Consider the following 24,667-nt stretch of genomic DNA (forward strand, 5'->3'; position numbering starts at 1 on the left):
CCCCTCCGGGGTTGGTGCGTTGGCTCCCCTGTGGGACGAAACTAGCGCACCGCCCCCGGGGACGCGCACCCCCGCCGACCGCACCTGCTCGGTCCTGCCGCCGGAGGCAACCCGCTACCGTTGGTCGGATGAGCAACCCGGCCGTACCGCCGCGCTCCCTCGCGGAAGCGCTCCGGGCCAGGGACGACGCCTCCCTGGCCGCGCTTCTGCGTGCCCGCCCCGACCTCATCACGCCCGTTCCCACGGACCTGACCCAGCTCGCGACCCGGGCCGGGACGCGGGCGTCGGTGGTGCGGGCGCTGGAGCGGCTGGACCGTTTCGCGCTGCAGACGGCGGAGGCGCTGGCCGTGGCCGCGGACCCGGCGCCGTACGAGGAACTGCGGGCGCTGCTGACCGGTGACGGCGGCGACCCGGCCGTCTCGGCGGCGCTGCCCCGCGCCCTTGCGACCCTGCGGGAACAGGCGCTGGTGTGGGGGGACGACGACCGGCTGCGGCTGGTGCGCACCGCCCGTGAGTTGCTCGCGCCCTCGCCGCAGCATCCGTCGCCCACCGGGCTCGGGCCGACCGTGCAGGAGGCCACGGCGGGGATGTCGCCGGGCCGCATCCAGGACATCGTGACGGCGACGGGGCTCGGCTCGACCCATGACGCGGTGTCGGCGGTGGCGTCGCTGACGGCCCTGTTCAAGGACCGCAAGCGGATGTCCGCGCTGCTCGCCGGGCTCCCGGAGGAGTCGCGGGAGGTGCTCACCAGGCTGGTGTGGGGCCCGCCGTACGGCCAGGTCACCGCCGATCCGGCGGCCCATCTGCGGCGCCTGCTGGACCTGGGGCTGCTGGTGCCGACGGCGCCCGGGACGGTCGTCCTGCCGCGGGAGGTGGCCCTGCATCTGCGTGGCGGCCGTGCGCACCGCGCGGTGGAGCCGCTGCCGCCGGCCGTGGAGCCCGCGGCGACACACAGTCCACAGGTTGTGGACGCGACGGCGGCCGGGCAGGCGTACACCGCGCTCGCGACCGTCGAGGAGCTGCTGAAGGACTGGGACGAGGGCGGGCCCGCGGTGCTGCGGGCGGGCGGCCTCAGCGTCCGCGACCTCAAGCGCACGGCCGTCGCCCTGGACGTGGCGGAACCGGTCGCCGCGTTCTGGGTCGAGCTGGCGTACGCGGCGGGCCTGCTCGCCTCCGACGGCGAGGCGGACGAACGGTACGCGGCGACCCCGGCCCACGACGAATGGCTGGAGCAGCCCGCGGCACAGCGCTGGGCCCGCCTGGCCGAGGCGTGGCTGGCGGCGACACGGGTGTCCGGCCTGGTGGGCGGCCGGGACGCGAAGGAACGCGCGCTGTCGACGCTGGGCCCGGGACTCGACCGCAGCGCGGCGCCAGAGGTACGGCACCGGGTGCTGACGCTGCTGGCGGGGCTCCCGGAAGGCGCGTCGCCGTCGAAGGAGTCGGTGCTGGCCCGGCTGCGCTGGGAACGTCCGCTGCGGGGACCGCAGCGCGAGGACGACCTGCGGTCACGGCTCGCCGAGTGGACGCTGGCGGAGGCGGAGCTGCTGGGAGTGACGGGACGCGGGGCGCTGTCGGGGCACGGGCGGGCGTTGCTCGGCGCGACCAGGAAGACGCCGGACCAGGTGCCGCAGGGCCCCGGCGACAAGCTGCCCGTGCACCATCGCCCCACCGTCGCGGAACCCCTCTCCCCCGCCGAGCAGGCCACCGCGTCCGCCACGGCCGCCCGGCTGCTCGCGCCGCTGCTGCCCGAGCCGCTGGACCACGTCCTGCTGCAGGCCGACCTGACCGCGGTGGCCCCCGGTCCGTTGCAGCGGTCGTTGGCCGAGGTGCTCGACGTGCTGGCCGACGTGGAGTCGAAGGGCGGGGCGACGGTCTACCGCTTCACCCCCGGCTCGGTACGCCGTGCTCTGGACGCCGGCCAGTCCGCCTCCGACCTGCACGCCTTCCTCGCCGCGCACGCGCGGACGCCGGTGCCGCAGCCGCTGACGTACCTCATCGACGACGTGGCGCGCAGGCACGGCCACCTCAGGATCGGCGCGGCCTCCGCCTACGTGCGCTGCGACGACGACGCCGTCCTCAACGAGATCCTCGCCGACAAGCGCGCCGCGGGCCTGCGCCTGCGCCGTCTGGCCCCGACCGTGCTGGCCGCGCAGGCCGACCCGGCGGCACTGCTGGACGGCCTGCGCGCGATGGGCTTCGCCCCGGCCGCCGAGTCCGCGGAGGGCGACGTCCTGATCACCCGCGCCCACGCCCACCGCACCCCGCCCCGCACGGCCCCCGAACCCGTCCCGGACGGCCCCCCGGTCCCCGACGCGACGCTCCTGTCGGCCGCGATCCGGGCGATCCGGGCCGGTGACCTGGCCTCGACGACCCCGCGCAGACAGACCGACCAGCCCCTGCCCGGCACCGGCGAGCTCCCCCGCACCAACTCCGCCGAGACCCTCGCCACCATGCAGGCCGCCGTCCTGACCGGCGAGGCCCTGTGGATCGGTTACGTCAACGCCGAGGGCGCCGCCAGCCAACGCCTCATCGCCCCCGTCCGCGTCGAGGGCGGCTTCGTGACGGCCTACGACCACACCGCGGACGAGGTCCGCACGTATCCGCTGCACCGGGTGACCGGGGTGGCGGAGCTGGCGGACGAGGCGTAGGGCTCGAAACCGGCGCTTCCGAGACCGGGCGGAGGGGAAACGCTCTCTTGGACAGGACCGCGTGTTCGCGCATCCGGTGTCTTCGGCGAAGGGGCTTTCATGGCAACGACGATCCGCAGGGCGGTCATCCCCGCGGCGGGGCTGGGATCCCGCCTCCTGCCCCTGACGAAGGCGATCCCCAAGGAGATGCTGCCGGTCGGCGACAAGCCGGTCATCGAGCACACCGTGCGGGAACTGGTGGCGTCCGGCATCACCGACATCACCATCGTCGTCTCCGGCGGCAAGGGCCTGATCCAGGACCACTTCCGCCCCAATCCGACCCTCGTCGCGCAGCTGCGGACGGACGGCAAGACGGCCTACGCGGACGCCGTGGAGGAGGTCGGCGAGCTCTCCCGGCTCGGGCACATCACCTACCTCGACCAGCACGGCCCGTACGGCAACGGCACTCCCGTCCTCAACGCCGCGCGCAACATCGGCGACGAGCCGGTCCTGGTCCTGTGGCCGGACGACGTCTTCGTGGCCGACGTCCCGCGCGCCCAGCAGCTGATCCGCGCCTACGAGGCGACCAGCTGCCCGGTCCTCGCCCTGCTGCCGATGGACCCGGCCGACTCGCAGCGCTACGGCGTGCCCCGGGTCAAGGAGGACCTCGGCGACGGGCTGCTGCGCATCACCGGCCTGGTCGAGAAGCCGAAGCCGCAGGACGCGCCCTCCGCCTACGCGGCCATCGGCGGCTATGTCATCACCCCCGGCATCATCGAGGAGCTGCGCCGCCAGACGGAGCGCTGGTACGAGCACCGGACGGGCGAGATCTACCTGACGGACGCCATCAACGCCTACGCGAGCAGCAAGGCCGTCTACGGCCAGGTCATCCAGGGTCGCTGGTACGACACCGGCAATCCGCTGGCCTACCTCACCGCCCAGTTCGCCCACGCACTCGCCGACCCGGAGTACGGCCCCCATCTGCGCCGGCTGGCCGAGCTCACCGAGGACCGGCCCTGACGGTCAGCAGTCCACGACGGCGGCGCCCGCGGGCAGGCCGAAGTGGGTGCGGGCCGCGGCCTCCAGGGCGCCGGAGGACATCGAGTCCTGCGCGAGCGAGGCACCGACGATCCCGAAGTGGTCCCTCGTCCATCGGGCGTTCCCGGCGCCGTCGGGGGCCTCCTCCCGGGACACGATCCGGTAGCCGCCCGCGGCCGCGTCGTCCCGCTCCAGCCGCACCACCTGCGGGACCTGCCCGGCGCTGCACTCCACCAGGGTGTCGTCGTGCACGCCGTACTCCACGCACAGCGTGGTGACGTCCGCCCGCACGGCGGCCCCTTGCTCCTGGAGACCGAGCGCCTCCGCCCGGCAGAACCAGCGTGCCTTGAGGGCGGGCAACGTCTCGCCGTAACCGCTGCCCCGCGCCTCGGACGTGAGGCCGGCCTCGATCACCGGCCGGACCTCGCCCCACAGCCGCGTGTCGACCTCGGCCCCCGGCCACATCACGTAGGCACCCGTCGCCACCAGCACCACGACGGCTCCCCCGCCGACCACCCATCTGCCCGCAGACATCCCCATACGCCCTCCCCGCCCCGCTCCCGTCAGGAAAGACACACGAGCGGGGGCCGGGGTTGCACGCCGCCGAGCTCCCCTGATCGTCCCTGGGTGAGGCACACTGGACGTTTGGCCCGTGCGGAAGGATGCATGTACGTGAACGGTCCTCTCATCGTCCAGTCCGACAAGACACTGCTGCTCGAGGTCGATCACGAGCAGGCCGACGCGTGCCGTCGGGCCATCGCGCCGTTCGCGGAACTGGAGCGGGCGCCCGAGCACATCCACACCTACCGGGTCACGCCACTGGGGCTGTGGAACGCGCGGGCCGCCGGGCACGACGCCGAGCAGGTGGTCGACGCGCTGGTGCAGTACAGCCGGTATCCGGTGCCGCACGCCCTGCTCGTCGACGTCGCCGAGACGATGGACCGGTACGGACGGCTCACCCTGAGCAAGCACCCCACGCACGGGTTGGTGCTCACCACCACCGACCGGCCGGTGCTGGAGGAGATCCTGCGCTCGAAGCGGATCATCCCGCTGGTGGGGGCGCGGCTCGACCCGGACACCGTGGCCGTGCACCCCTCCGAGCGCGGGCAGATCAAGCAGACGCTGCTGAAGCTGGGCTGGCCCGCCGAGGACCTCGCGGGGTACGTCGACGGCGAGGCGCACCCGATCGAGCTGGCCGAGGACGGATGGGCGCTCAGGCCCTACCAGAAGCAGGCCGTGGAGAACTTCTGGCACGGCGGGAGCGGGGTCGTGGTGCTTCCCTGCGGTGCGGGGAAGACCCTCGTCGGCGCCGGGTCCATGGCGCAGGCCAAGTCGACCACGCTGATCCTCGTCACCAACACCGTCTCGGCCCGGCAGTGGAAGCACGAGCTGGTGAAGCGGACCTCCCTGACCGAGGACGAGATCGGCGAGTACAGCGGGACGCGCAAGGAGATCCGGCCCGTCACCATCGCCACCTACCAGGTGCTGACGACCCGGCGGAAGGGCGTCTACCCGCACCTGGAGCTCTTCGACTCCCGGGACTGGGGGCTCATCGTCTACGACGAGGTGCACCTGCTGCCGGCGCCCGTCTTCAAGTTCACCGCCGACCTCCAGGCCCGGCGCAGACTCGGGCTGACCGCGACCCTCGTGCGCGAGGACGGGCGGGAGTCGGACGTCTTCTCGCTCATCGGGCCCAAGCGGTTCGACGCGCCGTGGAAGGAGATCGAGGCGCAGGGGTACATCGCGCCGGCCGACTGTGTCGAGGTCCGGGTGAACCTCACCGACTCCGAGCGGCTCGCCTACGCCACCGCCGAGCAGGAGGAGAAGTACCGCTTCTGTGCCACGACCGCGACGAAGCGGAAGGTCACGGAGGCTCTGGTACGACGGTTCGCGGGTCAGCAGATTTTGGTGATCGGCCAGTACATCGACCAGCTCGACGAACTCGGCGAGCATCTGAACGCTCCCGTCATCAAGGGCGAGACCTCCAACGCCCAGCGCGAGAAGCTCTTCGAGGCGTTCCGGCAGGGCGAGATCAGCGTGCTGGTGGTGTCGAAGGTCGCGAACTTCTCCATCGACCTGCCGGAGGCGACGGTCGCCATCCAGGTCTCGGGGACGTTCGGATCACGGCAGGAGGAGGCGCAGCGGCTGGGGCGGGTACTGCGCCCGAAGGCGGACGGTCACCAGGCGCACTTCTACTCCGTCGTCGCCCGGGACACGATCGACCAGGACTTCGCCGCCCACCGCCAGCGGTTCCTCGCGGAGCAGGGGTACGCCTACCGGATCGTGGACGCGGACGAGTTGCTCGCGGAGAGCTGACCGGCGGCTACCTGCGGCGGACGCCGGCCTCCTCGCCGTACTCGCCGAGTATGACGACGTCGAAGGCGGCGCCGGCGAGGACGCGGATCGCCCGGAGGGCGTTGCCCAGGCGGTGGGTGTTGTGGTGATCGGAGAGGGGGGTCGCCCCGGACGGGCGACCGGGGGCTGGGGTGAAGGTCGCTGCGCTCATGTCTCCATAGTGGCTTTCGAGGCATAAGCAGGGCATCGGTCCCAGGTAGCCACTTGCTGTGCTACCTGAGTACAGCCCAGGGGTGGAGCCTCCCCTAGCCGGTGGAGGGGTGACCCCCTAGGGGACGGACGGCTCGAGGACGGCCGGGGGACGGCCGGGGGACGGCCCTGGGGACGGCCGGAGGACGGAAAAACGGTTGGCGTCCCGCCGGGGGCCTGCTCTAAGCTCTCCGCTCTTGCCCGCCTCCCTCCCGGAGCGCCGCCGACCGGACGGAAACCGGTCGGCACACTGCAGCCGCCCAGCCCGCAGCACCTTCGGAGGCACCCCCTTGTCCAGGCCGCCCACGCCCGTGCCCGTAGCCGACGACCCCCTCGCCCGCGAACGCTCCCACCTCGCCGGCTCCCGTGCCGCACTGCGCGCCATGCGGGAGGACGCCGAGTCGCTGGACATCAAGGACGTCACCGCCAACTGGGTCAACGCCGAGGTCCTGGCCCGCCAGATCGGCGAGCGCATCAAGTCGCTGGCCGACCTCAGCGACACCCCCCTCTTCTTCGGCCGCCTCGACTACCTGCACTCCCCCGGCGCCGACCGGGCCGAAGGCGCGGACGGCGAGCGCTTCTACATCGGCCGCCGGCACGTCCACGACCACGACGGCGACCCGATGGTGATCGACTGGCGTGCGCCGGTCTCGCAGCCGTTCTACCGGGCGTCCAAGAAGGACCCGATGGACGTCGGGCTGCGCCGCCGTTTCGGGTACACCCGCGGCGACATCACCGCCTACGAGGACGAACACCTCTCCGACCCCGCCGAGGCCGCGACCACCAGCAAGCTGCTCCAGCAGGAGATCGAGCGCCCGCGCGTCGGCCCGATGCGCGACATCGTCGCGACCATCCAGCCCGAGCAGGACGAGATCGTACGGTCCGGGCTCGGCGGCACGGTCTGCGTCCAGGGAGGCCCCGGCACCGGGAAGACCGCCGTCGGCCTGCACCGGGTCGCCTACCTCCTCTACGCCCATCGCGAGCGGCTCGCCCGCACCGGCACCCTCGTCATCGGACCGAACCGGTCCTTCCTGCACTACATCGAGCAAGTGCTGCCCGCGCTGGGCGAGTTGACGGTGAAGCAGGCGACCGTCGACGACCTGGTGGCGGCGGGCCTCGAGGTGCACGGGACCGATGACGCGGCCGCCGCCGTCCTCAAGGGCGACGCGAGGATGGCGGAGGTGCTCAAGCGGGCCGTGTACGCGCATGTGACCATGCCCACCGAGCCGGTGATGGTCGTCCGCGGGTCGCGCAGGTGGCGGGTACCGGCGTACGAGATCGAGGAGATCGTCCGGGAGTTGCTCGACCGGGGCATCCGTTACGGCGCCGCCCGCGAGGCGCTCCCGCAGCGCATCGCGCACGCCGTGCTGGTGCAGATGGAGCGGTCCGGGGAGGCGCCGGACGACCGGGTGCAGGACGCGGTGGCCCGCAACGCGGCGGTCAAGGCGGCGGTCAAGGCGATCTGGCCGCCGGTTGATCCGGCGAAGCTGGTGCTCCGGCTGCTGACGGACGCGGACTTCCTGGCCGCACACGCGGAGGGGATCCTCGACGAGGACGAGCTGAAGACGATTCTGTGGGCGAAGCCGGTCCGGTCGGTGAAGTCGGCCAAGTGGTCCGCCGCGGACGCGGTGCTGATCGACGAGGCGACGGACATCGTGGAGCGCACGCACTCCCTCGGGCATGTGGTCCTCGACGAGGCGCAGGACCTGTCCCCCATGCAGTACCGCGCGGTCGGCCGCCGCTGCTCCACCGGTTCGGCGACCGTCCTGGGCGACCTCGCGCAGGGCACCACACCCTGGGCGACGCGGAGTTGGGACGAGGCGCTGGCCCACCTGGGCAAATCCGACGGTCTGATCGAGGAGTTGACGGCGGGTTTCCGCGTACCGACGGACGTCATCACCTACGCGTCCCGCCTCCTCCCGCACATCGCGCCGGGCCTGACCCCGGTCGCGTCGGTCCGGGAGAACCCGGGTTTCTTCGATGTCCGCCCGGTGGAGACCGCGGATCAAGTAGTGGCCGCGTGCGAGGAGTTGCTGCGCAACGAGGGCTCGACCGGCCTGATCGCCGCCGACGCTCGTGTCCCGGAGCTGGCGGAGGCGCTGACCGCGGCCGGTATCGGCCACCTGGCCCCCGGTGAGGAGACGACGGCCGAGACCCGGCTGACCCTGGTCCCGGCGTCCCTGGCCAAGGGCCTCGAGTACGACTACGTCGTCCTGGACGAGCCGCAGGCGGTGGTGGACGGCGAACCGGACGAACGCACGGGCCTGCGGCGCCTGTACGTGGCACTGACCCGAGCGGTGTCGGGCCTGATCGTGACGCACGCGGCACCGCTGCCGCCGCACCTCGCCGACTAGGACACCACCGCCGAGTGCAGGCGTGGGGGGCTGGTCGCACACGTCCAGAACTCGCCGCCACTGCCGCACCGCATCCACCGAAACCGGTCCCTGCCAACCCCCCGGCCTCGCCGCCCCACCGATGTGGAACCCGTCGATCCCCGCCCCCCGCACCTCGCCGACTAGGACGCCACGTCCTGTCGCCAGCCGAGCGCAGGTGAGGGGGGCTGGTCGCACACGTCCAGGACGCGCCGCCACTGCCGCACCGCATCCACCGAAACCGGTGCCTGCCAGCCCCCCGGCCTCGCCGCCCCACCGATGTGGAACGCGTCGATTCCCGCCGCCCGCAGCCTCGGCACATGGTCAAGTCGTAGACCGCCACCCACCAGAAGCTGCTGTTCGTACCCCGGCTCCCCCGCCCTCGACGCCTCCGCGAGGAGCACCGGCAGCCCCTCGTCGACGCCCGCCGCCGAGCCCGCCGTGAGGTAGGTGTCCAGCCCCGGCAGATCGGCCAGCTGCTTGCGCAGCGCGTCCCGGTCGGCGGCGTGGTCGATCGCCCGGTGGAACGTCCAGCGGCACCCGTCCAGCGCCTCGGCGACCTGCTCCACGGCGGCCAGATCGACCTCGCCGTCCGCGTCCAGGAAGCCCAGCACGAACTCTTCGGCCCCGGCGCCCCGCACCTCCCGTGCCGCCCGGACCACCCGCGAGACGTCCCCGGCCCCGAACCCGTCCGACAGCCGCAGCATCACCCGCAGCGAGATGTCCACGGCGGCCCGGACCGCGGCGACCGTCGAGACCGTCGGCGTCAGACCGTCCGCCGCCATGTCGGTCACCAGTTCCAGCCGGTCCGCGCCTCCGGCCTGGGCGGCGATCGCGTCCTCGGCGTCAAGGGCGATCACCTCCAGGACTGCTCGCTTGCTCATGGGACCCCATTCGTCGACGATCTCGGGCGGCTACAGGTCTAGTCCAATTCCAGAATACGCCGCGACGGAGCCCCCCTCACCGGCGCGTCTCAGCCGAAGATGTTCAACTCCTTGGCCTCCGCCCCCGCGAGCTCGTACGCCCGCCCCTCCACCGGACGCCCCGAGTACAGCCGTACGAGGGTCGCCGCGTCCCCGATGTACCGCGCCGGAGTACGGTCACCGGCCACATCGCCCAAGCGGAGCGGCTCGTCCAGGTCGTCGACGTCGGCGTGGAGCGGGAGGTGGCCGCGTTCCCGGGTCGTGCGGGTCAGCAGGGCCAGGGCGTCCAGAAGACCGGCGCCCGCGTACGCCCCCGGCTCCCCGAGGACGTCCCGTACGTCCCCCGCATGCACCCACTCTCCCAACGCGAGGATGTCCAGCACCCCGCCCGCCCCCGCGATCACCGGCCCCGCCTCCGTCATCCCGCGCTCCAGCTCGTCCACGACCTGCCGGTTCGGCCAGTCGGCGCGCTCGGCGATGTCCCGGTCGTTCGACGCGGGCGAGAAGACCCCCTTCTCGAACCGGCCCTCCACCACCCGCGTCAGCGCGGACGAACAGTGCGCCAGCACATCGCGCACGCTCCACCCCGGACACGCCCGCGTCGGCAGCGCGAAGTCGCCGTCCGGGCGGGAGCGCAGGAAGGGGATCAGGGCATCGCGTTCGGTCGTCAGGAGACGGCCGGGGAGCTCGGGGTCACGGTCATGAAGGGCGTCAGCAGTCATGGGGCCAACCTGCCAGGCACCACCGCGCGGGACAATGAGGCCATGGCCGATCTCGACGACCTTCGCGACCGTTTCACCCGTGCCCTGGAGAGCGCCCGTCCCGGGGCCGGCCCCGACCCGGCGCCGTACGCCGACAACCTGCTCGTCCGCTGGCAGGAGCCGCAGCGGCGGTACCACACCGTCCACCATCTGACGGCGGTCCTGGACCACGTCGACGTGCTGGAGGAGTACGCGGACGACCCGCACCTGGTGCGTCTCGCGGCCTGGTTCCACGACGCCGTCTACCTCCCGGACCGCTCGGAGAATGAGGAACGCTCCGCCCGGCTGGCCGAACGCGCCCTCCCCGAAGCCGGACTCACCCAGGAAGGCACGGCCGAGGTCGCCCGCCTCGTCCGCCTCACCACCGCCCACGACCCCGCCGACGCCGACCGCAACGGCCAGGTCCTCTGCGACGCCGACCTCGCGATCCTCGCCGCCCCGCCCTCCGCCTACGCCGCCTACACGGCCGCCGTCCGCGAGGAGTACGGCTTCGTCCCGACCGACGCCTTCCGCGAGGGCCGGTCCGCGATCCTGCGCCAACTGCTGGATCTGCCGCGGCTGTTCAGGACGCCGTACGGGGAACGGGAGTGGGAGGCCACGGCCCGTTACAACCTCACCTCGGAGCTGGAAATGCTGTCGCTCTGAGTCGCCCGGCACCTTAGCCTGCCCGCATGGCAGACATGGGCGGGGAACGGGTGACGGAGGCCGTCGCGGACGCGGTGGCGGTGCTGCGGGCGGCGGTGGACCGGAACTGGGAGACGGTACGGGCCGGCCGGACGGAGTGGAGCTGTCTGAAGACGGCCGAGCACATCGCGAGCGATCTGATCGCCTACGCGGGACAGTTGGCGGGCCGGCCGCAGGACAGGTACGTCCCCTTCGAGATCCACCTCGAGGACGACACGGACGCCGAGGGCGCCCTCCAGGTGATCGAGACGGGCGGCACCCTCTTGGCCGCGACGATCCGCGCCACCCCGCGCGAGGTCCGCGCCTTCCACCCGTACCCCTTCCGCAGCGCGAACCGCACGGGCTTCGCCGCGATGGGCATCGCCGAGGTGCTGCTGCACACGTACGACATCGCGGAGGGCCTGGGCCTGCCGTACGAGCCCCCCGCCCACCTCCCCGAACACGTCCTGACGCGGATCTTCCCCGAGGTCCAGCCGGGCCCCGACCCCTGGCGCACCCTCCTGTGGGCCACCGGCCGCGGCGACCTGCCCGACCGCGCCCCGCGCACACAGTGGCGCTGGAGCAACAACCTCGTCCTGCCCACGGAGCGCCTCACCCTCCAGGGCGTCACCCCCGCGTCCGCCGCCGAACTGGCCGCGGGCGGCGACGGTGACTTCGAGTGGGTCGAGGACGGCCCCTTCGAGGGCACCCGCGAGGCCGCCGGCATGACCATCAAGGCCTACGAAGCGGGCGTTCACCGCCCGGAGTTCGGCCTCTTCGCCCTCGTACGACGGGAGGACGGCCGCGCGATCGGCGGCATGGGCTTCCACGGCGCCCCCGACGAGGACGGCCGCGCGGAGGTCGGTTACGACCTCGCCGAGAGCGCCCGCGGCCAGGGTTACGCCACGGAGGCCCTGCGCGCCCTCGGCGACTGGGCCCTGGCCCGCGACGACGTGCGCAGCCTCTGCGCCACCATCGAGCCCGACAACGCCGCCTCGCAGCGGGTGATCGCCCGGGCCGGGTACCTCCGGGCGACGGTGGAGGAGGAGCAGGCGTACGGGGAGGCGGAACCGGGCCTTCGGCTGTACGTGCTGCCCGGCCGGGCCGACTAGGGCCCGCATCGGGTCGCGATCAGCGGGAGCGATCACCGCTGCAGGACAGGTGTCGCCCCGGGTGTCGCCGGAGCGGCCGCGACCTCGCGGGTCTCGCGCAGCATCAGCAGGCCGTTGACCACCATCACTGTCGCGGTCAGGCCGTGGACGCCGAGTGCGGTGGCCACGGAGCCGTGGTGGGCCAGCACGGTGGTCATGTCGCCGTACGCGGCGAAAGCCTCCACCAGCAGCACCCAGCCCAGCGCCCGGCGGTGGCCCGTCACCAGCAGGACGCCCAGGACCAGGGCCAGGACGACATCGCGGATTCCCTTGATGATCAGGAAGCCGCCGCCGTCGCCGGACGGCCAGGTCGGCAATCCGAATGTCGGCGCCGTCGTCTCCGGGCTCAAGATGAACTCCATCCCGAACCAGAGGATGAAGAGGACGAAGGCGGCGGTCAGCACAGTGTTGATCTTCTTCAGCGACATCGTTCTTCTCCTCGCGAGGTCGGGCAGCAGCGGTGTCAGACGAGAGCGGCGGCGAGCAGGGCGAAGGCGGCGATGAGGACGGCGACGCGGACGTAGTGGTAGCGCTGCCAGCGGTTCAGCTGCTCCTTCCAGTCGGCGGGCCGGTTCTCGGGGGTCCAGGTCCTGTTCCGGTTGTTGATCGGGACGAGCAGCAGCACCGACATGACCACGCTGACGATCAGCAGTCCGGCGGCGGTGACGACGAGTCCGGCGCCGTGGTGGTGCCATCCCGCGATGGCCCAGATCGCGCTGAGGACGAGCGAGCCGATGTACCAGAACGGCATCAGGGTGCCGAGCATCCGGCCGCCGTGGGCGTGGCCGAGCTGGCCGCTGTCCTCGGGAAGCGCGTCCAGGATCCGGTTCATGATGAAGGCGACGGAGAACTCCACCCCCACCATCAGGCCGACGACGACGGTGGTGACGACCTCGAGTGCGTTGAGCATGACGATCCCTCCGTTGAACTAGCGTTGCTAGCTGTCGAGGCAACGCTAGTACTGCTAACGCTCGATTGTCTAGCGGTGCTAGGATCGAAGTATGTCGGTACAGGAACGCAAGCAGCGCGAACGGGCGGACCGCGAGCGCCTCATCGTGGCGACGGCCCGCGAACTCGCCGAGCAGCAGGGCTGGGACGCGGTCACCACCCGCCGGCTCGCCGAGCGGATCGAATACAGTCAGCCGGTTCTCTACAGCCACTTCCGCGGCAAGCGCGAGATCATCGGCGCCGTCGCCCTTCAGGGGGCCACCGAACTGGCCACGGCGGTACGGGCCGCGACCTCCGCCGCGGACGGCCCGCGCGCCCGGGTCGCCGCCCTGGCCCGCACCTACCTCGACTTCGCCGCAGACAACCCGGCGGTCTACGACGCCTTGTTCCAGCTCGACGGCGGCCTGGCGTACGCGCAGGAGGACACCCCCGCGCCACTGAAGGACGCCTTCGCCGCCCTGCTGGAGACTCTCGGCGAGGTCGCCGGCGACGGCGTCCAGCCGGGCCTGTTCACCGAGGTGTTCTGGGCGGCCCTGCACGGCCTCGCGACCCTGACCCGCGCGGGCCGCCTACTGCCCGAGGACGCCGAGGAAAGGCTGGAGCTGGTGGTTGACCGGCTCGCCGTGGTCTGACACAGGGCCCCGAAGGGCAGGCACCCGGCGCCCTAACGACCCTTGGGCCGCCGCAGTCCCGCACCCGTGAGCAGCCGCACCACCTCGCGGCTGCTGACCTCCACCGCGCCGGCCGCCACGACGTCCGCGTACCGGTGCGACGGTATGTCGTAGTGGTCGCGCTCGAAGGCGCGCCTCGGGACGCCCAACTCGTCGGCGAACGCGTGCAGTTCGTCGAAGGAGACGTCGCTGACGAGGTGGGACCACATGCGGCCGTGCCCCGGCCAGGTGGGCGGGTCGATGTAGACGGTCACGAGGATGAGGTCCCGCCCGCCGCGGTCCCGAGCGAGCCGACCGCCGCGATCTTCACGCCCGCCTTGTGGCACACCCAGTGCGGGTCGGGGCCGAGCTCCGGCTCCACGTCCAGGGCGTGCGGGTCGCCCGAGCCGCACACCGGGCACAGGGGCCAGCGGCCGTACCGCTCGAGAAGGGCGTCCTGGACGTCCTGGGCGACCAGGCCCGCCACGAACTCGGCGCCCTCGGGCCACTGCTCCACCCACCAGCGCCGCTGCACGAGCGATTCCTCCACCAACGACACCACGTCCGCGGCGGCTACCTCGTCCGCGGCCAGGTCGGCGAGTACGAGGGCGCGTGCCGTATGCAGGCTCTGTTCAAGTGGACCGATGGACTCCATGGTGCCATTGTGCGCGCTCTTGACCACGACCCGAGCCGAAAATATCTTTCATACGTGCCCCAGGAAGTGAAGGAAATTTTCGGCAGCGCTCTCGCCTCGAAGGTGCGCACGCTGGGTCCGTCCATGACGCGCTCCATGCAGCGGGTCGCCGAGGCCGTCGCCAAGGACCCGGCCGGGTGCGCGGCGCTCACCGTCACGGGCCTCGCGGAACTGACCGGGACCAGCGAGGCGACCGTCGTGCGGACGGCGCGGCTGCTGGGGTATCCCGGGTACCGCGACCTGCGGCTCGCCCTCGCCGGGCTGGCCGCCCAGCAGCAGTCCGGGCGGTCGCCCGCGATCACCACGGACATCGCGGTGGACGACTCCCTCGCCGACGTGGTCGCCAAACTCGCCTACGACGAGCAGCAGACCCTCGCGGACACGGCGGCCGGGCTGGACACCGTGCAGCTGGGAGCGGCGGTTACCGCGACGGCCTCGGCCCGGCGCATCGACGTGTACGGGGTGGGGGCCTCCGGTCTCGTCGCCCAGGACCTCACGCAGAAGCTGCTGCGGATAGGGCTCATAGCCCAGGCGCACAGCGATCCCCACCTCGCCGTGACGAACGCCGTGCAGTTGCGGTCGGGCGACGTGGCGATCGCGATCACGCACTCCGGGGCGACCGGGGACGTCATCGAACCGCTGCGGGTCGCCTTCGAACATGGGGCCACGACCGTCGCCATCACCGGGCGACCGGGCGGCGCTGTGGCGCAGTACGCCGACCATGTGCTGACGACGTCCACGGCCCGGGAGAGCGAGCTGCGGCCGGCGGCGATGTCCTCACGGACGAGCCAGCTGCTGGTGGTGGACTGTCTGTTCGTGGGGGTGGCGCAGCGGACGTACGAGACGGCGGCGCCGGCGCTGGCCGCGTCGTACGAGGCGCTGGCGCATCGGCATCGACGATAGACCGTAGCTTCGGAGGTGCGTGGGTATCTGCGGGTCCGTTGTGGCTGGTCGCGCAGTTCCTCGCGCCCCTGGGTAGGACATCCGACCGCGACTTCGAAAGAGCCGACCGCCCATGACCTCCACCTCCAACCCCCGTGATCTGCAATCCCAGTTGGAGTCGCTCACCACCGAGGCCTTTCGGCCCGAGCTCGCCGACATCGATCAGTTGCCGACCCTCGACATCGCCCGGCTGATGAACGGCGAGGACGCCACCGTCCCCCCGGCCGTCGCGCGACGCCTGCCCGAGATCGCCGCCGCCATCGACGCGATCGCCGACCGGATGGCCCGGGGCGGACGGCTCATCTACGCCGGTGCGGGCACCGCCGGACGCCTCGGCGTGCTGGACGCCTCCGAGTGTCCACCGACCTTCAACACCGACCCCGCCCAGGTCGTGGGCCTGATCGCGGGCGGCCCGCAGGCCGTGGTCACCTCCGTCGAGGGGGCGGAGGACTCGGCGGAGCTGGCCCGGGCCGACCTCGACACGCTCGCGGTGACGGACGTGGACACGGTGGTCGGGGTGTCCGCGTCCGGTCGTACCCCTTACGCCGTGGGCGCCGTGGAACACGCCCGCGCACAGGGAGCGTTGACGGTCGGCCTGTCCTGCAACGCGGACAGCGCGCTCGCCGCGGCCGCCGATCACGGCATCGAGGTGGTCGTCGGCCCCGAGCTGCTGACCGGCTCGACCCGCCTCAAGGCGGGCACGGCCCAGAAGCTCGTCCTCAACATGCTGTCGACGATCACGATGATCCGCCTCGGCAAGACCTACGGAAACCTCATGGTCGACGTCCGCGCCTCCAACGAGAAGCTGCGCGCCCGCTCCCGCCGTATCGTCGCCCTCGCCACCGGCGCCGACGACGAGGAGGTCGAGCGCGCCCTGGCCGCCACCGACGGCGAGGTGAAGAACGCGATCCTGACCATCCTGGCCGACGTGGACGGCCCCACGGCGGCCCGGCTCCTGGAGGACTCCGACGGCCACCTGCGCGCGGCACTGGCGGCGACCACCCGCTAGCGGGCTCAGCTGCGGACGAGGATCGCGTGCGTGACGTTCGGTGAGCTGACCAGCTCGGACACCCGGTAGCCGGCGATCCCGTCGCCCAGGTCGTCGAGCAGCCGCTCCCCGCGTCCGATGAGGAGCGGCGCGATCGCCAGGTGTACTTCGTCGATCAACCCGGCGCGCAGATACTGCCGGATGACCGCCGCCCCGCCGCCGACCCGGACGTCCTTGCCGCCCGCGGCCTCGAAGGCGCGTCGCAGGACCGCCTCCGGCGGCTCGTCGGTGAAGTGGAAGGTGGTTCCGCCGGCCATCTCCAGTGCCGGGCGCAGATGGTGGGTGTGGACGAAGACGTCGTGGTGGTACGGCGGGTTGTCGCCCCACCAGCCCTGCCAGGACTCGTCCTCCCACGGCCCGCGCTGCGGACCGAACATGTTCCGCCCCATGATCGTGGCGCCGATGTTCTGATCACCGCGGACGAAGTAGTCGACGTCGATCCCGGGCTTCCCCGCGGCCGCGTCCTGCGACGCGGACATGAACCAGCTGTGCAGCTCGTCGCCCCAGCCGACGCCGTCACCGAAGGGGGCGTCCAGTCGCTGGTTCGGACCGGCCATGAAGCCGTCGAGGGAGATCGTCACGTTGTGGACTCGGACCTTGGGCATGGCCTGCACCTCTCGTGTGGTGGCGTGCTCTCACCCCTACGTCGTTCAGAGCCTGCCTGGATCGACATCCCCGCGCACCTTTTTCCAGACGAGCGTGTAGCGCCAGAAGAGCCGCCGCCTCAACCGTGCACCGGGCAGCACACGGCGGACCTCGCGCGCGAACTCGGTGTAGGGGACGTCCGCCGGACGGGTCGGCGCGGTCATCGCGACGGGACGCTGTGATGCCGTACGTCCCCTGTTCTTGACCCAACCGGTGACCAGGTTGAGCGGCACGGACGCGAGGCCGAGGAGTGTCTGAACGCGGGTGTCTTCGCGCGTCAGCCCGACGATCACCAGGGTTCCGCCGGGGGCCAGCTGTCGTCGGAAGCGGGTGAGGGTCTCGGCCAGGGGCAGGTGGTGGAGTACGGCGACGCAGGTGATGACGTCGTAACGGCCACCCTCGTCGTACGACAGCGCGTCCGCGACGGAGAAGGTGACGGGGAGGTCGGGATCGCTCAACTCCCGTGCCGTGCCGATGATTCGCTCGTCACTGTCGATGCCGTCCACGTGTGTCGCACGGGTCGCCAGCAGCCGCACGAGATCTCCGGAACCGCAGCCGACGTCGAGGGCGCGGTCGTAGCGCCGGGGCAGTTGACGCATGAGCCACGAGTGGAAGTGGGCGTTGTGGGACCACGGATGGGCGTCGTTGAAGCGAGCGAGGGCGTCCAGGAGAGCCATGGGTTCGATTCAACAGGGCATGCGGCCCTCGTTGTTGGCCTTGCGCACCCTGGCCCGCAGCACGTCGCCCTGCGGGGCGGGCCGGGTGGACCCGGGCTCGCAGTCCCACTCCCGGCCCCCGCCGAGCGGCCTGAGCTGCACCCTTCCGCCCAGGTGCGCCATCACCTCCCCCACGCGCCCGTCCCGCTCGTCGACGACGTACGACCCCACCGGCGGCCGCTCCCCGCGCAGTACGGACGCCAGCCGCTCGGCCGTGCGTACGTTGCACCGGCCGAGGTCGACCAGGGGGAAGGGTTCGTCACCGGCACCGGTGAGGGGGTCGACGGCGAGGGACGGCAGCACGACACCGACGCCGGTGAGGGCCTGTCGCAGGGACTCCAGGACTTCTTGGGTGGACCGCACGCTTTTCCTCCATGGGCACGGTGAGTTCACTGTTCGCAACACAGCGTGTCGGTCACGGCCCTAACCTGGCCAGACAGGGCGTCCCAACAACCTCGTCTGCTGGATCGGGAGCTGGGCATGGCAGGACCGAAGGATCTGGACCCGTCGTCGTCACCGAGGGCGCTGCTGGGCGCGGAGCTGCGGCACGCGAGAGAGAAGGCCGGGCTGAGCCAGGAGGAGCTGGGGCAGCGGCTGTTCGTGAGCGGGTCGTTCGTGGGGCAGCTGGAGGCGGGCACGCGCAGGATGCAACCGGATGTCGCGCGACAGCTGGACGAGGTGCTCGGAACCGACGGTTTCTTCCAGCGGAACTGCGCGGCGGCGGCCAAGTCCAAGTACCCGAAGCACTTTTCGGAGGTGGCGGAGGCTGAGGCCCAAGCCACGGCGATCAGGGAGTACACGCCACTCCTGATCCCCGGACTGCTGCAGACTCCCGCTTACGCACGAGCGGTGAACTGTGCGTACGACCCGACAGCACCGAAGGAAACCATCGAAGGGTGGGTGGCCGGCCGGTTGGAGCGGACCCGACTGCTCGACTATCCAACAAAGCCTTTGTTGTGGGCGGTTCTTGACGAGGCCGCATTACGGCGGGAGACCGGTGGCCGGACGGTGATGGCCGAGGCTCTGCGCCACATCGCCGATCTGGCGCGCCGGAGCCGGGTCATGATGCAGGTGCTGCCGCTCAGTGCGGGAGCACACGCGGCAATGCAAGGCGCCATGAAACTGATGGAGTTCGAGGATGCCCCTCCGCTGATCTACTACGAGGGGGTACGCACGGGACGGATGGAGGACGACCCGGCTACGGTCGCCGACCTGAGGTTCACGTTCGATCTCCTCGTGGCGTCCGCGCTCTCGCGGGAGAACTCCCTGGCCCTGATCGAGTCGTTGGCGCAGGATTACGCCCATGAGGAACAACCCTGAGACTTGGCGCAAGTCGACGTACAGCGGCGGTGGCGGCGACAACTGCCTGGAAGTAGCGGACGGCCACCCCACCGCCGTCCCCGTCCGCGACTCCAAGACCCCCCACGGCCCGAAGCTCATGCTCCGGCCCGAGTCATGGTCCGCCTTCGTCGAGGCGGTCGTAGAGGTCAGGATCTGACCTATACGGCTCCTAGCGTGGCCCCATGACCGACACCACACACACCATCACCACCGACGAGCGCACCGACCTGCTGGAGGCGCTGGCCCACAGCCGGCGCTTCCTGCGCTTCACGACTCGTGACCTCACCGACGAGCAGGCCGGGCAGCGGACCACCGCCAGTGAGCTGTGCCTGGGCGGACTGATCAAACACGTCACGTCGGTGGAGCGGAGCTGGGCGGGCTTCATCGTCAACGGCCCCTCGGCCATGCCCGACTTCACGGCCATGACCGAGGCGGACTTCGCCAAGCGGGCCGACGAGTTCCGGATGCACCCCGGCGAGACGCTGGCCGGCGTGCTGGCCGACTACGAGGAGGCGGCCCGCCGGACCGACGAACTCGTCCTGGCCCTGCCGGACCTGAGCGCCACCCATCCGCTGCCCGAGGCGCCATGGAACGAGCCCGGGGGTCGATGGTCGGCCCGCAGGGTCCTGCTGCACATCGCCGCCGAGACCGCCCAGCACGCGGGCCACGCCGACATCATCCGCGAGTCCCTGGACGGCGCCAAGAGCATGGGCTGACCGGTCCCGAAGCTCAAGTCCCCAGCTCCGAGCTCTCTTTTCAAGGAATGGGTGGAGGGCCCCAACCCGCCCTCCCACCCCGCGTGTTGACTTGACGCGTTCGGCTTGCCACGCAGAGTCACGATCGTCTAGCGTGCCCGGATAACAGACAGAACAGCCCCCGCCAGGTGCTAGCAACACCTGCGGGGGCTTGACCTACGAGATCGAAGGACAAGTTCGATCCCCATGGCTGACGCCAAGCTTAGTCCTGCCTCCCTGCCCGCGCACGCATCCCCGCACCCCATGGCGAATCCGGGATACGGCAAACGCTCCGCCCCGGACCAACGCCCCCGCACCGCGCACGACTTCGCCCACCTCCCACCTCGCGAAGCCGCCATCGCCGCGTACCTCGACCGCGTCCCCGACGGCGCCGACATCTCTGTAAAGACGCTGGCCAAGACGCTGCCGTACGGGCAGTGTGCGCTCGGCACGGCCCTCAACCGCCTCCAACGGGCAGGCCACTTGCGCCGGGGGCGCGAACGCCTGGACTCCGCTTCCGGAGGACACCGCTGGATCACCCGATCGTGGTGGTCCCGTACCGCACGCGACGACGACTGGTGGGCCGCCTTCACGCGGGGCGACGTACCGGAAGACACTCCGCCCCCGCCCACCCGTTCCCGCGCCCACATCCTCCTCGCCGCCCTCGGCCGCGAAGTCCCCTCGCTGTCCCTCTCCGCCGTCGACTGCGCGGCCCTCGCCCCGCTGGTGACGGAGTGGTTCACCCGAGGAGCCACCGAGGAGGTCGTACGCCACGCCCTGACCAGCGGCCTGCCGACCCCGGTCCACCACCCGGCCGCCCTCCTCCGCCGCCGCCTGACCGACAAGCTCCCACCGGAGCCCCCGCCTGACCAGCCACCCCACCGGATCCTGGAGTGCGCGGAGTGCAGAGTGCCCGGGCCTCCCGAGGCCCTGCCGGGGGGCTTCTGCCGCGGTTGCCGAGACGGATACGCCCCCGCGCGCCCCGCCTCACTCCTGCCCGCCCCCGAGATCCACGCCCGCGCAAACGAGATCCGGGCCGCGATGTCCCTGAGACGAGAAGAAGGGACGCTCGTATGACCGCTCCTACGGTCCGTCGTCACCGGACCCCCGTGTGTGTACAGTCGTGAGCGAGCCGGAAGAGCCGCAGCGATCGCGTGACGAAGCCGACATCGCCGAAGCGCAGGCTCGTATGGCGGCTCCGGCCGGACCGGCCTTGTCCCACGACGAATTCATGGCGCTGCTGGCGGCCGAGGACCGCGACCGCCCCGAGATTCCCGGAGCCATCCCATGAACCACGCCCAGCTCACCGCCCTGGGCCGCGCCCTCCGCCTCCTCGGTGAGCACGGTGAGTCGCTCACCGGTGACACCCGCGACGCCAAGCTGCACGAAGTGAAGGCGGACATCAAGCGGGCCCTGGACCTCCTGGAGGACAGCGTCACCGGCGCCGCCCCCACCACCCGCTGCGCCGAGCACCCCAACGGCCCGGTCGACGAGAACGCCCCCGACCTGTGCCTGCTGTGCGAGACGCGGCGCCGTGCGGCCCGCCGTGCCGAGATCAACGGCCCCGGCGCGCGCCCGAGGTCCGCCGGGCCCACCCCCTCCAGGTACGGGGTGCGGGAGGACCGGCCGCAGCCCCAGCAGCGCTGGCTGCCGGAGCAGTGGACCGGCCAGGAGTGGCAGCTGTGCGGGACGCCGAGGCGGGACCGGCACGAGGCCGAGCTCTACATCAACGCCCAGCGCCGTGGCCCGCGCGCCGCGATGGCGTACCGGCTCGTGCACGAGTTCACCGACTACGAGGTGCTGCGGGTGTGGGGCACCCCGGTGAAGGTGGACATCGAGCCGCTCGGCAATCTCTAGCGCCCGAGAGCGCTACTTCAGCAGGGGGAGCGTCCGGAAGTCGTACGTCTCCCACAGCCGCCGGGAGACCTCCTCCGGATACGGCCGCACCTCCGGCTCCGCGTCCAGGACCTGGGTCAGCCGGCCGCCCGCCACGTCATACGCCGGCCACCCGGGATCCCCGGTCCGCGCGAACCCCGTCCACGCCGCCTGGAAGCGCGCGGTCAGTGCCCTCGCCTCGTCCGGCACCCCGCTCCCGGCGAACAGCAGATTCCCGAGGTCGGCCTCGTACGTGCCGAAGAGCAGCGGGATGTCCAGCCCGTGGCACGCTCCGAGCACGCCGCCGAGCCCCGGTGCCGGCCAGGCCAGTTCGTAGAGGTGGGCGCGCCCGCCGCCCGCGACCTGAGCCTCGGCCAGCCGCAGGGAGGGCATGTTGAACAGCCAGTCCGTCTGCACGCGTTCGTAGAGTTCGGTCGGTGTGGCGTCCGGGAAGGCCTCGCGGTAGGCGCGCTCGCCGTCCGGGCCCGGCGCGAACGTCCGCAGGGCCGCGGCCGCCTGCTCCTCGGTGATCCGGCCGAGCCGGTCGGCGAGGGCGAGGAAGAGCCGGTACTCGTCCCGGTTGTGCCCGACCAGCAGCTCCACGTCCCGGGCCGCGCCTGCCGCCAGCGCCTCCCAGGGGGTGGTCGGCAGCACCTCGCCGTCGACGACCGGCGAGAACGGTGTGACGGTCGGCGCCGCCTGCCCCCAACGGTCGTCGTAGTCACGCATCCGAAGGCTCAACCGCTCTCCCGCCGAGGGGAGTTCGAGCGGGTCCACGGCGGACAGCGCGGCGGCCGTGGGAGCCAGACCCGCCTCCTTGCCGATCTCCACCGCGATGTCCCGGGCGAGTTCGGCGGAGAAGTATGTGCCGGGCACGCTCTGCGCGACGGCCCGCCCGAACAGTCCGCGCGCGCTCGGCATCGCCAGCAGTGAGGCCACCGACCCGGCCCCCGCCGACTCCCCGAACACCGTGACCTGCCCGGGGTCCCCGCCGAACGCCGTGATGTTGTCCCGCACCCACTCCAGCGCGGCGACCTGGTCCAGCAGCCCCCGGTTCGCGGGCGCCCCCTCCAGCAGGGCGAACCCCTCGATCCCGACGCGGTAGTTGAAGGTCACGACGACCACGTCACCGGCGCGCGCGAGATGTTGGGCGTCGTAGCCGGGGCTGCCGGCGTGACCCAGTTTGTAGGCGCCGCCGTAGATCCACACCATGACCGGGCGACGGGCCGACGGGTCCGTGCCGGGCGACCAGACGTTGACCGTCAGCCAGTCGTCGCCGGTGGGTACCGGCAGTTCGGCGGCACGGCCCTGGAAGCCCGACTCCTGCGGGGGCGGGGGCCCGAAGTCGTACGCCTCCCGGGTCCCCTCCCAGCCCTGCACGGGCCGCGGCGCCTGGAACCGGGCCTCCCCGACCGGCGGTTCGGCGAACGGGATGCCCCGGAAGACCACCAGTCCGCTCTCGGCGCGCCCGCGCACGGTACCGGCCGCGGTGCGTACTTCGAGACCCTCGGCTGACGTCATCGTCGAACTCCTCACGGGTAAGGGGCTGTCCGATTCACTTCAGCCCACTTCCCTTGCCTGAGTCAACCAAGTCGGGGACCCTGTGGCGTCAGCTCAACGACTTCAGCGCGGACGCGTCGTACGGCGCAAGCTCGTCGAAACGGCCCGCCAGCACCTTCGCGGCCCACTGCGGGTCCTGAAGCAGCGCCCGCCCGACGGCGACCAGGTCGTACTCCTCGCGCTCCAGGGCGTCGAGCAGGTCGTCGATGGCCTTGACCGGGGAGCCTTCGCCCATGAAACCGCGGATGAAGTCGCCGTCGAGACCGACCGAGCCCACGGTGATGGTGGTCCTGCCGGTGAGCTTCTTGGTCCAGCCGGCGAGGTTGAGGTCGGAGCCGTCGAACTCGGGGAGCCAGTAGCGGCGCGTGGAGGCGTGGAAGGCGTCGACTCCGGCCGCGGCGAGCGGCGCGAGGATCGCCTCCAGCTCCTCCGGCGTCTCGGCGAGCCGCGCCCTGTAGGCCTCCTGCTTCCACTGCGAGTAGCGGAAGATGATCGGGAACTCCGCCGACACCGTCTCCCGTACGGCCGCCACGATCTCCGCCGCGAACTTCGTACGGGCGACGGGGTCACCGCCGTAGGCGTCGGTGCGGCGGTTGGTGCCCGACCACAGGAACTGGTCGAGGAGGTAGCCGTGGGCGCCGTGCAGCTCCACACCGTCGAAGCCGATGCGCTCGGCGGCCGCCGCGGCCTCGGCGAAGGCACCGATGACGTCGTCCAGGTCGCGCTGGGTCATCGCCCTGCCGGTGGGCTCGTCGGTGCCGAGGCGGATGCCGGAGGGGCCGACGGCGGGGGCGTCGGCGTAGGGCGGCTCGCCCTGCTCGCGGACCATGCCGATGTGCCACAGCTGCGGGACGATGGTGCCGCCCGCCGCGTGCACCTGCTCGGCGACCTTCGCCCAGCCCGCCAGCTGCTCCTCGCCGTGGAAACGCGGGACGCTGTCGCTGCTCCCGGCCGACTCGTGGCCGACGTACGTGCCCTCGGTGACGATCAGACCGACTCCGGCGGCCGCGCGGCGCGAGTAGTACGACGCCACGTCCGCGCCGGGGACGCCGCCCGGGGAGAAGTTCCGGGTCATGGGCGCCATCACGATGCGGTTCGGGACGGTCAGGCCGTTGATGTGGGCCGGGCGGGAGAGGATCTCGGCGGCGCGGGAGGGGGCGGGGGCGGTCACGTGGCGGTACTCCTCGGTATGTGCATGCGCATGGACACTACTCAGGTGCCAACTGCCTCATCCGGCTCGGGATTTCCCGTTGCGCTGTGACTCCGCCCACGCATGGAGGCCGCGCACAGAAGCCGCGCATGGAAGAAGCCCGCCCCACCATCGTGGGACGGGCTTCATGTCGAGCGCCGGGCAGGCCTTGCACCTGCATCTCCCCGCAGGAAGCGGGGCGTCTTTCCTTGGACCACCAACGCGTAGTCGACCGACGGGAGTTCA

General features: G+C 71.9%; 28 protein-coding genes. 15 read left to right on the forward strand and 13 right to left on the reverse strand.

Annotated features, from left to right (window positions below):
- The first annotated feature begins 128 nt into the window (after positions 1 to 128).
- The gene (locus BFN33_RS38805; protein WP_069764910.1) at positions 129 to 2,648 is read left to right on the forward strand and encodes a helicase-associated domain-containing protein; all 2,520 of its coding nucleotides are present in this window, start codon (positions 129 to 131) and stop codon (positions 2,646 to 2,648) included.
- Between the two features lie 99 nt (positions 2,649 to 2,747).
- The gene (locus BFN33_RS38810; RefSeq protein WP_069764911.1) at positions 2,748 to 3,647 is read left to right on the forward strand and encodes a UTP--glucose-1-phosphate uridylyltransferase; all 900 of its coding nucleotides are present in this window, start codon (positions 2,748 to 2,750) and stop codon (positions 3,645 to 3,647) included.
- 3 nt (positions 3,648 to 3,650) lie between these two features.
- Here BFN33_RS38810 and BFN33_RS38815 read toward each other — a convergent pair whose 3' ends face one another.
- On the reverse strand, positions 3,651 to 4,199 hold the full coding sequence (locus BFN33_RS38815) for a hypothetical protein (RefSeq protein WP_069765068.1): 549 nt from the start codon (positions 4,197 to 4,199) through the stop codon (positions 3,651 to 3,653).
- Between the two features lie 138 nt (positions 4,200 to 4,337).
- Between BFN33_RS38815 and BFN33_RS38820 the strand changes: the two genes are divergently transcribed.
- Positions 4,338 to 5,981, forward strand: coding sequence for a DNA repair helicase XPB (locus tag BFN33_RS38820; protein WP_069765069.1), 1,644 nt, complete (start codon positions 4,338 to 4,340; stop codon positions 5,979 to 5,981).
- Between the two features lie 7 nt (positions 5,982 to 5,988).
- Here the strand turns inward: BFN33_RS38820 and BFN33_RS38825 are convergent, their stop codons facing one another.
- Positions 5,989 to 6,171: a hypothetical protein gene (locus BFN33_RS38825; RefSeq protein WP_176742578.1), complete on the reverse strand. Its 183-nt coding sequence runs from the start codon at positions 6,169 to 6,171 to the stop codon at positions 5,989 to 5,991.
- Positions 6,172 to 6,592: 421 nt separating this feature from the next.
- On the opposite strand from BFN33_RS38825, the gene BFN33_RS38830 reads away from it, so the two are divergent.
- The gene (locus BFN33_RS38830) at positions 6,593 to 8,563 is read left to right on the forward strand and encodes a UvrD-helicase domain-containing protein (RefSeq protein WP_370743355.1); all 1,971 of its coding nucleotides are present in this window, start codon (positions 6,593 to 6,595) and stop codon (positions 8,561 to 8,563) included.
- A 161-nt stretch (positions 8,564 to 8,724) separates the two neighbouring features.
- Here BFN33_RS38830 and BFN33_RS38835 read toward each other — a convergent pair whose 3' ends face one another.
- A complete protein-coding gene (locus BFN33_RS38835) occupies positions 8,725 to 9,465 on the reverse strand; it encodes a copper homeostasis protein CutC (RefSeq protein WP_069764914.1) in 741 nt (246 codons plus the stop codon).
- 89 nt (positions 9,466 to 9,554) lie between these two features.
- Positions 9,555 to 10,226, reverse strand: a complete 672-nt coding sequence (locus BFN33_RS38840) for a maleylpyruvate isomerase family mycothiol-dependent enzyme (RefSeq protein WP_069764915.1) — start codon at positions 10,224 to 10,226, stop codon at positions 9,555 to 9,557.
- A 42-nt stretch (positions 10,227 to 10,268) separates the two neighbouring features.
- On the opposite strand from BFN33_RS38840, the gene BFN33_RS38845 reads away from it, so the two are divergent.
- Complete coding sequence (locus tag BFN33_RS38845) at positions 10,269 to 10,910, forward strand: hypothetical protein (RefSeq protein WP_069764916.1); 642 nt, start codon at positions 10,269 to 10,271, stop codon at positions 10,908 to 10,910.
- 26 nt (positions 10,911 to 10,936) lie between these two features.
- Entirely contained in the window at positions 10,937 to 12,040 is a 1,104-nt protein-coding gene (locus BFN33_RS38850; protein ID WP_069764917.1) for a GNAT family N-acetyltransferase, read from the forward strand.
- 32 nt (positions 12,041 to 12,072) lie between these two features.
- On the opposite strand, the gene BFN33_RS38855 is transcribed toward BFN33_RS38850, so the two are convergent.
- Both BFN33_RS38855 and BFN33_RS38860 read right to left on the reverse strand, forming a co-directional pair.
- Positions 12,073 to 12,507 carry a DUF4267 domain-containing protein gene (locus BFN33_RS38855; RefSeq protein ID WP_069764918.1) on the reverse strand — a complete coding sequence of 145 codons (435 nt, stop codon included), beginning with the start codon at positions 12,505 to 12,507 and terminating at the stop codon, positions 12,073 to 12,075.
- A gap of 35 nt (positions 12,508 to 12,542) precedes the next feature.
- Positions 12,543 to 12,989 carry a DUF1772 domain-containing protein gene (locus BFN33_RS38860; protein WP_069764919.1) on the reverse strand — a complete coding sequence of 149 codons (447 nt, stop codon included), beginning with the start codon at positions 12,987 to 12,989 and terminating at the stop codon, positions 12,543 to 12,545.
- A gap of 91 nt (positions 12,990 to 13,080) precedes the next feature.
- On the opposite strand from BFN33_RS38860, the gene BFN33_RS38865 reads away from it, so the two are divergent.
- Positions 13,081 to 13,659 carry a TetR/AcrR family transcriptional regulator gene (locus tag BFN33_RS38865; protein WP_069764920.1) on the forward strand — a complete coding sequence of 193 codons (579 nt, stop codon included), beginning with the start codon at positions 13,081 to 13,083 and terminating at the stop codon, positions 13,657 to 13,659.
- Positions 13,660 to 13,691: 32 nt separating this feature from the next.
- Here BFN33_RS38865 and BFN33_RS38870 read toward each other — a convergent pair whose 3' ends face one another.
- Positions 13,692 to 13,952 carry a DUF4031 domain-containing protein gene (locus BFN33_RS38870; protein ID WP_069764921.1) on the reverse strand — a complete coding sequence of 87 codons (261 nt, stop codon included), beginning with the start codon at positions 13,950 to 13,952 and terminating at the stop codon, positions 13,692 to 13,694.
- The gene (locus tag BFN33_RS38875) at positions 13,949 to 14,332 is read right to left on the reverse strand and encodes a hypothetical protein (protein WP_069765070.1); all 384 of its coding nucleotides are present in this window, start codon (positions 14,330 to 14,332) and stop codon (positions 13,949 to 13,951) included. Before BFN33_RS38875 ends, BFN33_RS38870 begins: the two co-directional genes overlap by 4 nt.
- A gap of 54 nt (positions 14,333 to 14,386) precedes the next feature.
- Between BFN33_RS38875 and BFN33_RS38880 the strand changes: the two genes are divergently transcribed.
- Both BFN33_RS38880 and murQ read left to right on the forward strand, forming a co-directional pair.
- Positions 14,387 to 15,274: a MurR/RpiR family transcriptional regulator gene (locus BFN33_RS38880; RefSeq protein ID WP_057608597.1), complete on the forward strand. Its 888-nt coding sequence runs from the start codon at positions 14,387 to 14,389 to the stop codon at positions 15,272 to 15,274.
- Positions 15,275 to 15,386: 112 nt separating this feature from the next.
- Positions 15,387 to 16,322, forward strand: coding sequence for an N-acetylmuramic acid 6-phosphate etherase (gene murQ / locus BFN33_RS38885; RefSeq protein WP_069764923.1), 936 nt, complete (start codon positions 15,387 to 15,389; stop codon positions 16,320 to 16,322).
- Between the two features lie 5 nt (positions 16,323 to 16,327).
- Here murQ and BFN33_RS38890 read toward each other — a convergent pair whose 3' ends face one another.
- Genes BFN33_RS38890 through BFN33_RS38900 form a run of 3 tightly spaced genes read right to left on the reverse strand, consistent with a single transcriptional unit; the run spans position 16,328 to position 18,085 of the window.
- The gene (locus BFN33_RS38890) at positions 16,328 to 16,966 is read right to left on the reverse strand and encodes a dihydrofolate reductase family protein (RefSeq protein ID WP_069764924.1); all 639 of its coding nucleotides are present in this window, start codon (positions 16,964 to 16,966) and stop codon (positions 16,328 to 16,330) included.
- Between the two features lie 45 nt (positions 16,967 to 17,011).
- Positions 17,012 to 17,683: a bifunctional 2-polyprenyl-6-hydroxyphenol methylase/3-demethylubiquinol 3-O-methyltransferase UbiG gene (locus tag BFN33_RS38895; RefSeq protein ID WP_069764925.1), complete on the reverse strand. Its 672-nt coding sequence runs from the start codon at positions 17,681 to 17,683 to the stop codon at positions 17,012 to 17,014.
- Between the two features lie 9 nt (positions 17,684 to 17,692).
- Positions 17,693 to 18,085 carry a hypothetical protein gene (locus BFN33_RS38900; protein WP_069764926.1) on the reverse strand — a complete coding sequence of 131 codons (393 nt, stop codon included), beginning with the start codon at positions 18,083 to 18,085 and terminating at the stop codon, positions 17,693 to 17,695.
- A gap of 117 nt (positions 18,086 to 18,202) precedes the next feature.
- Between BFN33_RS38900 and BFN33_RS38905 the strand changes: the two genes are divergently transcribed.
- The 6 genes from BFN33_RS38905 to BFN33_RS38925 all read left to right on the forward strand — a co-directional run bounded on the left by BFN33_RS38905 (position 18,203) and on the right by BFN33_RS38925 (position 21,654).
- A complete protein-coding gene (locus tag BFN33_RS38905) occupies positions 18,203 to 19,042 on the forward strand; it encodes a helix-turn-helix transcriptional regulator (RefSeq protein WP_069764927.1) in 840 nt (279 codons plus the stop codon).
- Positions 19,026 to 19,220: a DUF397 domain-containing protein gene (locus BFN33_RS38910; protein ID WP_069764928.1), complete on the forward strand. Its 195-nt coding sequence runs from the start codon at positions 19,026 to 19,028 to the stop codon at positions 19,218 to 19,220. Before BFN33_RS38905 ends, BFN33_RS38910 begins: the two co-directional genes overlap by 17 nt.
- Before the next feature lie 25 nt (positions 19,221 to 19,245).
- Complete coding sequence (locus tag BFN33_RS38915; protein ID WP_069764929.1) at positions 19,246 to 19,779, forward strand: DinB family protein; 534 nt, start codon at positions 19,246 to 19,248, stop codon at positions 19,777 to 19,779.
- A 225-nt stretch (positions 19,780 to 20,004) separates the two neighbouring features.
- The gene (locus tag BFN33_RS38920; protein WP_370743350.1) at positions 20,005 to 20,874 is read left to right on the forward strand and encodes a hypothetical protein; all 870 of its coding nucleotides are present in this window, start codon (positions 20,005 to 20,007) and stop codon (positions 20,872 to 20,874) included.
- Between the two features lie 46 nt (positions 20,875 to 20,920).
- Positions 20,921 to 21,088: a hypothetical protein gene (locus tag BFN33_RS53440; RefSeq protein WP_176742579.1), complete on the forward strand. Its 168-nt coding sequence runs from the start codon at positions 20,921 to 20,923 to the stop codon at positions 21,086 to 21,088.
- Positions 21,085 to 21,654, forward strand: coding sequence for a hypothetical protein (locus BFN33_RS38925; protein ID WP_069764931.1), 570 nt, complete (start codon positions 21,085 to 21,087; stop codon positions 21,652 to 21,654). Before BFN33_RS53440 ends, BFN33_RS38925 begins: the two co-directional genes overlap by 4 nt.
- A gap of 12 nt (positions 21,655 to 21,666) precedes the next feature.
- On the opposite strand, the gene BFN33_RS38930 is transcribed toward BFN33_RS38925, so the two are convergent.
- Both BFN33_RS38930 and BFN33_RS38935 read right to left on the reverse strand, forming a co-directional pair.
- The gene (locus BFN33_RS38930) at positions 21,667 to 23,193 is read right to left on the reverse strand and encodes a carboxylesterase/lipase family protein (protein WP_069764932.1); all 1,527 of its coding nucleotides are present in this window, start codon (positions 23,191 to 23,193) and stop codon (positions 21,667 to 21,669) included.
- A gap of 88 nt (positions 23,194 to 23,281) precedes the next feature.
- A complete protein-coding gene (locus tag BFN33_RS38935) occupies positions 23,282 to 24,403 on the reverse strand; it encodes an NADH:flavin oxidoreductase (protein ID WP_069764933.1) in 1,122 nt (373 codons plus the stop codon).
- Positions 24,404 to 24,667: the final 264 nt, after the last annotated feature.

Origin of the sequence: Streptomyces sp. LUP47B (assembly GCF_001746295.1) — a bacterium.
Classification (GTDB): domain Bacteria; phylum Actinomycetota; class Actinomycetes; order Streptomycetales; family Streptomycetaceae; genus Streptomyces.

Excerpts from the sequence above, each read along its gene's own strand:
- BFN33_RS38840 (WP_069764915.1), bottom strand. The coding sequence starts at position 10,226 with ATGACTGCTGACGCCCTTCATGACCGTGACCCCGAGCTCCCCGGCCGT.
- BFN33_RS38855 (WP_069764918.1), bottom strand. The coding sequence starts at position 12,507 with ATGTCGCTGAAGAAGATCAACACTGTGCTGACCGCCGCCTTCGTCCTC.
- BFN33_RS38810 (WP_069764911.1), top strand. The coding sequence starts at position 2,748 with ATGGCAACGACGATCCGCAGGGCGGTCATCCCCGCGGCGGGGCTGGGA.
- BFN33_RS38925 (WP_069764931.1), top strand. The coding sequence starts at position 21,085 with ATGAACCACGCCCAGCTCACCGCCCTGGGCCGCGCCCTCCGCCTCCTC.
- BFN33_RS38930 (WP_069764932.1), bottom strand. The coding sequence starts at position 23,193 with ATGACGTCAGCCGAGGGTCTCGAAGTACGCACCGCGGCCGGTACCGTG.
- BFN33_RS38915 (WP_069764929.1), top strand. The coding sequence starts at position 19,246 with ATGACCGACACCACACACACCATCACCACCGACGAGCGCACCGACCTG.
- BFN33_RS38895 (WP_069764925.1), bottom strand. The coding sequence starts at position 17,683 with ATGGCTCTCCTGGACGCCCTCGCTCGCTTCAACGACGCCCATCCGTGG.
- BFN33_RS38910 (WP_069764928.1), top strand. The coding sequence starts at position 19,026 with ATGAGGAACAACCCTGAGACTTGGCGCAAGTCGACGTACAGCGGCGGT.
- BFN33_RS38875 (WP_069765070.1), bottom strand. The coding sequence starts at position 14,332 with ATGGAGTCCATCGGTCCACTTGAACAGAGCCTGCATACGGCACGCGCC.
- BFN33_RS38905 (WP_069764927.1), top strand. The coding sequence starts at position 18,203 with ATGGCAGGACCGAAGGATCTGGACCCGTCGTCGTCACCGAGGGCGCTG.
- BFN33_RS38825 (WP_176742578.1), bottom strand. The coding sequence starts at position 6,171 with ATGAGCGCAGCGACCTTCACCCCAGCCCCCGGTCGCCCGTCCGGGGCG.
- BFN33_RS38920 (WP_370743350.1), top strand. The coding sequence starts at position 20,005 with ATGGCTGACGCCAAGCTTAGTCCTGCCTCCCTGCCCGCGCACGCATCC.
- BFN33_RS38850 (WP_069764917.1), top strand. The coding sequence starts at position 10,937 with ATGGCAGACATGGGCGGGGAACGGGTGACGGAGGCCGTCGCGGACGCG.
- BFN33_RS38860 (WP_069764919.1), bottom strand. The coding sequence starts at position 12,989 with ATGCTCAACGCACTCGAGGTCGTCACCACCGTCGTCGTCGGCCTGATG.
- BFN33_RS38830 (WP_370743355.1), top strand. The coding sequence starts at position 6,593 with ATGCGGGAGGACGCCGAGTCGCTGGACATCAAGGACGTCACCGCCAAC.
- BFN33_RS38865 (WP_069764920.1), top strand. The coding sequence starts at position 13,081 with ATGTCGGTACAGGAACGCAAGCAGCGCGAACGGGCGGACCGCGAGCGC.
- murQ (WP_069764923.1), top strand. The coding sequence starts at position 15,387 with ATGACCTCCACCTCCAACCCCCGTGATCTGCAATCCCAGTTGGAGTCG.
- BFN33_RS38815 (WP_069765068.1), bottom strand. The coding sequence starts at position 4,199 with ATGTCTGCGGGCAGATGGGTGGTCGGCGGGGGAGCCGTCGTGGTGCTG.
- BFN33_RS38805 (WP_069764910.1), top strand. The coding sequence starts at position 129 with ATGAGCAACCCGGCCGTACCGCCGCGCTCCCTCGCGGAAGCGCTCCGG.
- BFN33_RS38890 (WP_069764924.1), bottom strand. The coding sequence starts at position 16,966 with ATGCCCAAGGTCCGAGTCCACAACGTGACGATCTCCCTCGACGGCTTC.
- BFN33_RS38845 (WP_069764916.1), top strand. The coding sequence starts at position 10,269 with ATGGCCGATCTCGACGACCTTCGCGACCGTTTCACCCGTGCCCTGGAG.
- BFN33_RS38835 (WP_069764914.1), bottom strand. The coding sequence starts at position 9,465 with ATGAGCAAGCGAGCAGTCCTGGAGGTGATCGCCCTTGACGCCGAGGAC.